At 68.7% G+C, this 9607-nt stretch carries 11 protein-coding genes; 6 read left to right on the top strand and 5 right to left on the bottom strand.

Annotation, left to right across the window (positions count from 1 at the left end):
- Window positions 1-86: 86 nt before the first annotated feature.
- Window positions 87-1502 carry an aldehyde dehydrogenase family protein gene (locus tag JX283_RS03325; RefSeq protein WP_204829334.1) on the bottom strand — a complete coding sequence of 472 codons (1416 nt, stop codon included), beginning with the start codon at window positions 1500-1502 and terminating at the stop codon, window positions 87-89.
- A 229-nt stretch (window positions 1503-1731) separates the two neighbouring features.
- Between JX283_RS03325 and JX283_RS03330 the strand changes: the two genes are divergently transcribed.
- Window positions 1732-2460 carry a B3/4 domain-containing protein gene (locus JX283_RS03330; protein ID WP_204829335.1) on the top strand — a complete coding sequence of 243 codons (729 nt, stop codon included), beginning with the start codon at window positions 1732-1734 and terminating at the stop codon, window positions 2458-2460.
- Between the two features lie 93 nt (window positions 2461-2553).
- Here JX283_RS03330 and JX283_RS03335 read toward each other — a convergent pair whose 3' ends face one another.
- The 3 genes from JX283_RS03335 to JX283_RS03345 form a co-directional block, all read right to left on the bottom strand.
- Window positions 2554-3516, bottom strand: coding sequence for a helix-turn-helix transcriptional regulator (locus JX283_RS03335; protein ID WP_204829336.1), 963 nt, complete (start codon window positions 3514-3516; stop codon window positions 2554-2556).
- 1974 nt (window positions 3517-5490) lie between these two features.
- A complete protein-coding gene (rhuM, locus tag JX283_RS03340) occupies window positions 5491-6708 on the bottom strand; it encodes a RhuM family protein (RefSeq protein ID WP_255533423.1) in 1218 nt (405 codons plus the stop codon).
- An 8-nt stretch (window positions 6709-6716) separates the two neighbouring features.
- Window positions 6717-7346 (bottom strand): LexA family transcriptional regulator, encoded by a 630-nt coding sequence (locus JX283_RS03345; protein WP_204829338.1) that lies wholly within the window; start codon window positions 7344-7346, stop codon window positions 6717-6719.
- 136 nt (window positions 7347-7482) lie between these two features.
- Between JX283_RS03345 and JX283_RS08805 the strand changes: the two genes are divergently transcribed.
- Entirely contained in the window at window positions 7483-7698 is a 216-nt protein-coding gene (locus tag JX283_RS08805) for a helix-turn-helix transcriptional regulator (RefSeq protein WP_204829339.1), read from the top strand.
- 42 nt (window positions 7699-7740) lie between these two features.
- Here the strand turns inward: JX283_RS08805 and JX283_RS03355 are convergent, their stop codons facing one another.
- On the bottom strand, window positions 7741-8229 hold the full coding sequence (locus tag JX283_RS03355; protein ID WP_135979032.1) for a hypothetical protein: 489 nt from the start codon (window positions 8227-8229) through the stop codon (window positions 7741-7743).
- Window positions 8230-8310: 81 nt separating this feature from the next.
- On the opposite strand from JX283_RS03355, the gene JX283_RS03360 reads away from it, so the two are divergent.
- The 4 genes from JX283_RS03360 to JX283_RS03375 all read left to right on the top strand — a co-directional run.
- Complete coding sequence (locus tag JX283_RS03360; RefSeq protein WP_135979033.1) at window positions 8311-8523, top strand: hypothetical protein; 213 nt, start codon at window positions 8311-8313, stop codon at window positions 8521-8523.
- A gap of 289 nt (window positions 8524-8812) precedes the next feature.
- The gene (locus tag JX283_RS03365; RefSeq protein WP_204408121.1) at window positions 8813-9154 is read left to right on the top strand and encodes a hypothetical protein; all 342 of its coding nucleotides are present in this window, start codon (window positions 8813-8815) and stop codon (window positions 9152-9154) included.
- 14 nt (window positions 9155-9168) lie between these two features.
- Window positions 9169-9393, top strand: a complete 225-nt coding sequence (locus tag JX283_RS03370; protein WP_204829340.1) for a hypothetical protein — start codon at window positions 9169-9171, stop codon at window positions 9391-9393.
- The coding region (locus JX283_RS03375; RefSeq protein ID WP_204829341.1) for a helix-turn-helix domain-containing protein at window positions 9393-9607 on the top strand (215 nt) is incomplete at its 3' end. The genes JX283_RS03370 and JX283_RS03375, both read left to right, overlap by 1 nt.

Here is a 9607-nt window from a genome sequence, read left to right on the forward strand (position 1 = left end):
GGGCAGACCCATGCGAGAAACCCTGGTACCGCAGGCCCACCCGGATGCAAGCCGTGCGGGGCGGTCCAAAGAACCGCCACATCCCCCTACCGCTCCAGGAGGCGCACCACGGCCATATGGGCCTTGGTGTAGGGCCGATAGCGAAACGGCATGTCCAGGCGTGTGGACACGGTGAGCACGCCCTTGACGTCGGTGAACGTGTCGAACGAGAAGCGCCCGTGGTAGCGGCCCATGCCCGAGGCGCCGTCGCCGCCAAAGCCAAGGTTGGAGGTGGTGAGCTGCATGACGGTGTCGTTNACGCAGCCGGAGNCGAACNGCANGCGCCGCTTGCAGTAGTCGACGGTCGCGGGGTCGTGGGTGAAGATGTAGGCCGCCAGCGGCGTGGGGCGTGCCGCGACCTCGTGCCACACGTCGCCGATGTCCGTGTAGGTGAGGACGGGCAGCACCGGGCCGAAGATCTCGTCGGCCATGACGGCGTCATCCAGGGTCACGCGGTCCATGACCGTGGGCTCGATCCGCAGGGTGGCAGGGTCCATGCGCCCGCCGAGGACCACCTTGGCCGGGTCGACGAGGCCCACGATGCGGTCGAAGTGCCGCCGCTTGCAGATGTGGCCCCAGGCGGGGTTCTCCAGGGGGCGCGCGCCGTACTGGCGGCGCACCTCACGCTTGAGGGCCGCCACCAGCCCGTCGTGCACGGACTCGTGGACGAACACGTGGTTGGGGCAGACGCAGGTCTGGCCGCAGTTGAGGAACTTGCCGAAGACGATGCGGCGGGCTGCGAGGTCGATGTCGGCGTCCGGCGTCACGATGCAGGGGCTCTGGCCACCGAGCTCGAGGGTGACCGGGCAGCNGATCTTGGCGCAGGCGCCCATGACGTAGGCGCCCACGGCCTTGGAGCCGGTGAAGAACACGTGGTCCAGGGGCTGCTCGAGGATGGCGTCCGCCACGTCGTGGTGCCCGAGCACGCAGGCGACGTGCTCGGGCGGAAAGACCCCGGCGAGGATGTCGGCGATGACGCGGCTCACGCTGGGCGAGTAGTCGCTCGGCTTGACGACGACGCAGTTGCCGGCGGCGACGGCGCCCACGAGCGGGTCGAGGGCCAGCATGAACGGGTAGTTCCACGGGCTCATGACGAACACGACGCCCTTGGGGCACGGGNAGTCCACGGAGGACGACGGGAAGCTCAGCAGGCTCGGCACACGCCACCTGGGGCGCGACCACCGGCGCACGTGGGCGATCTGGTAGGAGATCTCGGACAGGACGAGGCCCACCTCGGAGAGGTACGTCTCGTCGGGCGACTTGCCGAGGTCCGCGTGCATGGCCTCTGCGATGCGGCCCTCGTTGGCCTTGATGGCGTCGTAGAGCCGGCGCAGGGCGATGATGCGCAGGTTCACGTCCTGGGTGCGGCCGGCGTCGAAGTAGGCGTGCTGGCGCGCCACGAGGACGGCCGCATCGAACGCGGGGGCGGCGGTGCTGGGGCTGTCGGCGGTGTCTGCGGTCATCGGGTCCTCCTCGGGTTTGGGGTGGTTCATGCCCGGTCGGCGCGCCCGGAAGCGGGGCACCGGGCCTCTCCACATCCGTTTTTTAAGGTGCGTTTGAAGGGGAGGCACGACGATGCTAGGCTGGGACGAGGTCGAGACGCCGGCACCGGGACCCGGGGGCTGCAGCCGGCCGAGCGAGATAGCATCCGCCATCGAACTCGGCCCCATGCGGCCGGGAAGGGAGCCCGTCATGCAAAGGTTCGTCGTGGAGGACTCGTTCTGGGACCTCTTTCCCGATGCGTCCGTCGCCTGCCTGGTGGTGCGCGGCATGAGGACCGCCGACGAGGTGGGGGCCGAGGACCGCGCCGCCATCGCGGGCCTGCTCGAGCAGGCCANCCGCGACGCCGCCAGGCACCTGGACTCCCCCACCCTGGCCGAGAACGCGCCCGTCAAGGTGTGGCGCGAGGCCTACCGCAGCTTCAAGACCAAGCGCGGCGNGCGCTGCTCCATCGNGAACCTCCTCAAGCGCGTCCTCAAGGACAACCCCGTGGGCCCCATCACGCCGTCCGTGGACCTCTACAACATCGTGAGCCTGCGCCACGCGTTCCCCGTGGGCGGCGAGGACGTGAACGCCTTCGCCGGAGACCTGCGCCTGGGCGTCACCGAGGGCGGCGACGCGTTCTGGGCCCTCGGCGAGGAGAAGGACGACCCGACACTCCCCGGCGAGGTCTGCTACCGCGACGACGAGGGCGCCGTCTGCCGCTGCCTCAACTGGCGCGACGGGCAGCGCACCGCGCTCTCCGACGACTCCCGCGACGCGTTCCTCGTCATAGAGTCCGTGGACCCGGGGCGCTCCGACGACCTCGCGGCCGCCATCGACGAGCTCGGGGAGCTCGTGGGGCGGTTCCTCGGCGGCACCGTCACGGCCCGTGGCACGCTCACCCGCGAGAGCCCCGAGCTCGTCATCGTGGAGGACTAGGGGACGGCGGCAGCGCGGCCGACAGGGGCGCCCCGCCACCGGCACGAGGGTCGGTGGCGGGGCGCCCGTCTTTGCGTGACCGGTGCGGGAGGCTCACTCGTCGGCCACGAAGGCCGAGGTCAGGCAGCTCACCACGCCGCAGGTGATGCCGCCGATGGGCCACGCCAGCCAGAAGAGCGGCGTCTGGTAGCCCGGCACGAACAGCATGACGAGGCCGACGAGGGTGGCCACGAGCATGACCGCGCCGCAAAGGCCGCCCGTGACGCGGTCGCGGCGGCTGCGGGGGCCGAGGGCGCCATCCGCCTCGGCGCCGGCGTTGGCGCTGTTGTAGGCCCCCACGTCCATGCCGCCCCAGAGCATCCCGCCCAGGACGATGAAGCGGACGCCCACGGCCACGAGGCAGAGCATGAGGCCACCGGCGAGGTCCTCGAGGCAGAGGTACTGGTCCACGACGACGCACACCGCCACGCCCAGCAGGATGAGGGCGATGCCGGCCACGAGGCGCCGGGTGAGGAGGGTGCGGCAGGCGGCACGGTCCTCCTCGGTGTAGAAGTCCTCCACGAAGGGGTGGCTGCGCACAAAGGCCGAATGCCGGATGCCCGCCGGCACCACGAGGGCGACGCCCGCGGCCACGAGACCGAGCACCGGCAGNACGCCGAGGACNTCGACGAGACGATGGTCGATGTCGGCGAGGCGGCCGAGGGACTCGAGAAGCGCCGAGCAGGCCGGCCCGAGGATGAAGCAGGCCACGGCCGTGGAGACGGACCGGGCGAAGGAGCGGCGCTCCTCGTCGTAGCCGCAGACGTCGGCGGGGGCGGCGTCGGGCATGGCCACCGTGGGCTCCGCGGGACGGGAGGTGAGGTTGCCGCAGACGAGGTCGTCCAGCGTGCAGCCGAAGATCTCGCAGATCTTGAGGAGCTTGTCCATCTCGGGGTTGGACTTGCCCGACTCCCACTTGGTGACCGACTGGCGGGAGACGCCGAGGAGCATGGCGAGCTGCTCCTGGGTCATGCGGTGCGCGGCGCGGAGGTGCTGGACGTTCTCTCGGAAGCTCATGGATGTCCTTTCGGACGGCGGGAAACGCGACGGCACCCACGATGGGGTTGCGGGACCCACGATTCTACCAACCGCTGGATGCTTTCTTAAGCTACCGGAAGGCACCTGGGGGTAGCGAACCGCAGGTAGCGGGGTTGCAAGGTCGACGGCGCGGAAAGCGGGGCGGCAGACGAGGGTGCGGGTGCCGGGCCGGGAGGCGAGGGTGCGGGTGCCGGGCCGGGAGACCGCCGACCCATGGCCCCGCCCGACAACGGGCGCCGCCCCTTATCCCGGCCGCGTGGCAGGGACGCCCTGTAGGGCCCCCTATAAGGACTCCTTGGCGCAAGCCCGCGTTGCCGTGCNCCCTTTAAGAAGATTCTGCCGCAAAAGGGTCTTGGAGGGTGGATTCTGGCGCCCACAGCAGCCTTGGTACGCGACCTGCCGCCCTGTAAGGGGCACTTGCCGCAAGACCCCCTTGCAGGGCGCCCCTACTGGGTGGCCATGGCGCGCACGACCCCGTCTGGACGGCGGGGAACCCGCCCGTCGGAAAATGGGACAAAAGTGTCCGGGTGGTGGGACAAAAGTGTCCGACCAATGGGACACTGCATGTCTAAAAAAGCTCNCGGCACCGGNTNGGGTGCCGGGAGCNGNGCGTTCTCATGGTGCCCGAGGTGAGACTCGAACTCACACGGGGTTGCCCCCAGGGGTTTTNGAGTGCGGGTAAACCATCCAACAATACCCCTTCTACCAGCAGTTACGCCGTCAATACGGATAATCGTCTCTGCTTAGGTATGCTCGCGTTTGCCGGCCATGGCACGCCGTGGCACCGCACGCTATCGTAACGTCTCCCCCACCCGCCGGGCAGCCTGCTCCATGGCCGAGAGCGCCGGCCGGTAGTAGTTGCGGTAGGTCGAGGAGTGCTCCGTGCGGCCGTGCATCTTGTCCACGAGATCCGGGGCGACGCCCGAGTCGAGGGCGATGGTGTCGCTCGTGTGGCGCAGGGTCCCGGGCGGCACCCGCCTGAGGCCTGACGCCTCCAGGGCGCGGGTCCACTCCTTGTTGAAGTGGCTCTCGCAGAGGTCGACGAGACGCGCCTCGGGGTCGCAGGACCGGGCGATCTCCATGAGGTCGCGGCGCAGCGGCGCGAAGACCGGAACGCTGCGGACGCNGTGGTCGTTCTTCGTGCCCTCCCTGAGGCCGTCGACCTCGTTGTAGGACCGGCGCACGGTCACCGTCATGGACTCGGTTGCCTCCCCCGTCACGAAGTCGTGCAGGGTGNTCACCGACAGGTCGCGGGGTCGCACCGCCAGGGCCTCGCTCTTGCGCAGGCCCGAGAGCCCGAGGGCGAGGTATGCCCTGAGCTCGGGGCGCCACGAGCGCGACGCCTCCACGGCNATGGCCNCCTCCCGGAGGTCCCAGGGCTGCACCTGCTCCTTGCGGTGGCGCGGGGCGACGATGCGGCGCCTCATGGGCTCCTCGGCGAGGTACCCCATGTCGTAGGCGGAGCGCAGGACGGCCCTGAGGACCGCCTTGCAGTTGCGGGGGCTACCGGCCGCCTGGACCACCCGGGCCTGCATGTCGTGGGTGATGCGGTCGAGCCGCACGTCGCCGAGGGTTGGGAGGACGTACCGGCGCATGGCCTGGTCGTAGCCTCTGAGGGTGGTCTTGGTGCGGGGCGTTCCCCGGTTGCTGGGAGTGTCGCGAAAAAGCCCCCAGTAGAAGTCTGAGAGCGTCATGGAGTCGCCGGCGAGGTCCGACGCCCCGAGCTCGGCGGCCATGCGGACCGCCTCCGCCTCCGCCTCGTCGGCGGATACGCCGTACAGGGTGCGTGTGACGCGCCTGCGGGACCCGTCGGACCGGCGACCGCGCGTCNCCTGGACCCGGCNGTGGGTCCCGTCATCGGANCACAGGATGGTCCCCATCTTGCGCCTGGCCATGAGTGCGNCTCCTCCTCGAGACGATAAGCCGACATGCCCGGGTCCCTCCTTCGAGCGGTCAGGGCCGCTCGCGCCCGCACGCATCCTTGGCCCTCTTCTCCAGGCCCTTGACCGTGCGCAGGTAGTCCTCCTCGACCGGGGAGAGCGTGGCCGCCTGGTACTTCCTGTACTCGCGCTCGGCCTTCTCCATGGCCATCTTGTGGCTCACAGTCCCGGCATCGTCCAGCACGGGCTGCCCCGTGGACGCCAGCACCTTGTCCAGATGCTCCACGTAGTCGCTCATGTGCATGGGGTTGTGCCGCATGGCCTGGACTTCGGCGAAGTCGAAGTATCCGGACACGACCCTGTTCAGCACGGCAAGCTCGTCCTCCGTGAGATAGTTCTTCGCGACCCGGGCATCGGCGAGGACGGGATGGTCGCCGGAGAACGTCATCAGGCCCATGAAAGGCTTCTCGGCATCCGCCCTCTCGTAGATGACCTCGGCTGCGGTGTGGCCNTGGGCNGCAAAGTGGAGCTTGTTCTGGACCATCTTGAAGAAGGCGACCGACTCCCGGNTTTTCGGGTCGTAGTCGACGCTCGTGGCGTAGAGGTCGAGCACCTGACGGTACATGACCTTCTCCGAGGAGCGGATGTCGCGGATGCGCTCGAGGAGCTCGCGCCAGTAGGACCCNNCGNCTNACCCCTTCAGGCGCTCGTCGTCAAGGACGAAGCCCTTGACCATGTACTCCTTCAGGCGCTCGGTGGCCCAGCGGCGGAACTGAGNGGCCGTCTTCGAGCGCACGCGGTACCCGAGGGAGATGATCATGTCCAGGTTGTAATGGGGGACCTCCCTCGATACGTCGCGGCTCCCCTCTATACGAACCTGTCGGAAATCCCGACAGGTTGNTTGAACGTCGAGCTCACCCTCGTCGTAGATGTTCCCGATATGCTCGACTATGTTCGTTCGGGACGTCTGGAAGAGGTCGGCCATCTGCTGCTGCGTGAGCCAGACGGTCTCACCCTCGAAGCGGACGTCGATGGCGGGCTCCCCCTCGGCCGACCGGTAGATGACGACCTCCCCCGCCCCCTCGTCGTCGTGGGCGTCGTCCGCCACAATGTCGTCGACCGGGACGCCGAACACGCCGGCGATGGCCTTGAGGCGGGAGACGCCCGGTGTCGCCTTCCCGGACTCCCAGTTCGACACCGCCTGCGCCGTGACACCGAGCCGGTCGGCAAGATCATGCTGCGTCATGCCCTCCTTGTGACGGAGGGACCTCAACCTGTCAGGAAAACCCATCTCCCCCCCTACCGGTACAGGTACCCCTGCTCGTACACCACGGTCCCTATCACCCTCACCGCGCCGTCCTCCCAGTGGATGACGATGTCCTCGTGGTGCTCGGTGCTGTCGGCCACGAGCATCAGGGTGTCGCCGCCCCGGTACCAGCGCCTCACCACGGCCTCGTAGTCCTCGGTCTCCACCACGGCGATGTCGCCGTTCCTGGGCTCCGTGCCGGGGTCGACCAGGAACCAGTGGCCGTCCGGTATCGCCTTGTTCATGCAGGTGCCCCGGGCGCGCACGGCCCGGGCGTGCGGCCAGCGCTCCTTGACCTCGGATGGCACGTTGACCACGTCGCCGTCGGACACCGACTCCTCGTCGAACTCGCCGGCGTGGACCGAGCCGAGGACCATCATGGGCACGTAGGCCGGGGCGTCGGCCCGGGTGNCGCGGGACGGCAGGGAGGCGGGATCGTAGCCGAGGAGCTGGGCGACGGAGACGCCGAATAGTTCGGCCAAGCGCTCAATCTTGTTTGGCCGGGGCGTCACCGAACCAGACTCCCACTGGCCAACAGCGACACGAGAGACATCGACCTTGTCGGCCACCTCCTGCTGGGTGAGGCCGGCCTTTTTCCTTAGCTCCTTTAGCTTCGTACTCACATCCATAGCTGCGCCTTTTCGCGTCGCCAAAAAATACACTTACCATTGTAGAAAACGAGATTTACCTGACTAGGAAAATCTTGCTTTACAACTGGAGCAAGTTTGGTTTACTCTTGTGCCAACGAAAGGANGGGCGATGCCCGAATTGAAGGAAGTCCGAACGTCGAAGGCAGCCGAGGCCAAGCAGTTCACTGTCAAGGCCATGGCCGATGTTCTGGGCGTTTCCGAACCGACGTACCGGAAGTTCGAAGCTGACCCGGACAGGCTGACGTTGGCACAGGCNAAGACCTTGGCAAAGCACCTTGGGTGCAGGGTCGAAGANCTTTTTTATTTGCCTGTNNACGTAAGTTAAAGTTTGCACGTTACCAACGAGAGGAGGAGCGATGACCAATCATCACCGGGCCAGCCAACGGTCCGGGTCGCCGCGAAGCTCCGCGGCGTACCGCAGGCCGAGGGTCAGGCAGTCGCCGTCGAAGCCGAAGCCGATGCGCGACCTGTCGGCGAGCCCGAGGGAAACGAGCGCCTCCGCGCCGACGTCGCCGACCGGGGCGCGCAGCCACTCGCCGTCCACGAGCGACCTCAGCATCCCGAGCTGCCTCCCCGAGAGGGAGCGGACCTTGCGGGACAGCTCCCTGCGCCGGGCGGCCTCGTCGAGGGAGGCCCTGAGCGGCGGGAAGAGGTGGCAGGCCACCACGCCCGCGAAGAACGACGTCGTGACCACGGACGTGAAGGCGACCGGGTCCTCGGCCGCCACCCGGCCGACGCCCGCCAGCCACGCCCAGACGCCGCCGCCGCAGAGGCCCAGGACCGACACGGCGAGGGACACGTTCTCTTTGATTCGCCTGACCACCGGGACCACCGCCAAAGAAAGGGGCCTGCACATGCCACTAATCCTAGCCGGCGTCGCCGCGTTCTTCGCCGGCATCGCCTTCACCCTGCTGTCCCGCCGATGAGAGGAGAGACGATGACCGAGAGGACGGCCAGATGCCTGAGCGAGGGCCTGTTCTGGCTCCTGGCCTTGACGGGCCTCGGCGAATGCGTCCAAGGCAACGTCGCCATCGCGCAGGGGCACGGGGAGCTGTCCCCGGGCGAAACGGTACTGATGGGCCTGCTCATGCTCGTCATGGCCGAGCTGCTGCACATCCGAGGAAAGGTCGGCGGGGCGGCGGGCCGATGAGCGGACGGGCAAGCCTACGGGCACCCCAGAAGCCCGGCGATGAGCTGCAGGAGTTGGTCGAGAAGGCCGCCGAGAAGCCTGTCGGCGAGAGTGCTCGCAACGGCGNAGATGGCAATCACGGCAACGTCGTGGCCGTCGAGCGACGGGCCCGCACCGCCGCCCCCCCATGTGTTTGGGCCTGACCCTGCGACCCATCGCCCACCCCCTTTAGAGCCACGACCCTAAGGCCCCGGTAACGGGGCCGGTAGAAGCATCGCCCCCGTGTCGCGGGGGCAGGAAAGGAGACCCCATGAGCAAGGACAAGAGCAGGAAGCACGACAGGAAGGGCCGCGTCGACACCGCAGAGCTGAGGGACGCGCTGCTGGCGTGCTGCGACGCCGCCGGACTCGTCGGCACCAGCGCCGTGCCCCGGGAGGACAGCAAGAAGGCCAGCCGCATGGCCGCCACGGCCCAGGCGGCCGCCGAGGCCTGCCAGGCCGGCTTCTGCGCCGGGCTGGGCACCGCAGCCGCCATCGCCGAGGTACTGGGGACGCACGACCTCTCCGACATGCGAGCCGCGGCGCAGGCGACCCTCGTGGACACCATCGACGCCGCGGTCCGCGAGGTCATGGGGGGCGGTGACGCGCGATGACCGGGTGGCTGACCATGGCCCAGGCACGGGCGTACCTGCACTGCTCCACCGACTACCTCCTCGGGCTGCTCGCCCAGGGCACCGTCACCGCCTACGCCCGCCCCGGCGGCAAGTTCGCCCTCATCTCCCGCAGCGACCTGGACGACGTCATCACCTCCTGGCCCAAGGCCTACGCCGACGGCAAGCACCGGGGCGGCGACGGGGGCCGCTACTACCCCGGGAAGGGCGGTGACGAGTGATGGGCTCCGCCAAGCTCCCTCCCCTGCGCCGCACCTGGCTCAATGTCACCGAGGCGGCCCGGTACATGCGCACCAACGAGGCCAACGTCGCCCTCCTGATCTCCCGCGGCGACATCCCCGCGTCCATGCCCGTCTCCGAGGCCGTGGACCCGACCAAGCACGTGGCCAACAGCGCCCGGCGCCTCGTCCACGTCGACGACCTCGACGCGTGGCT

This window comes from Olsenella sp. CU969, assembly GCF_905219715.1.
GTDB lineage: Bacteria > Actinomycetota > Coriobacteriia > Coriobacteriales > Atopobiaceae > Granulimonas > Granulimonas faecalis.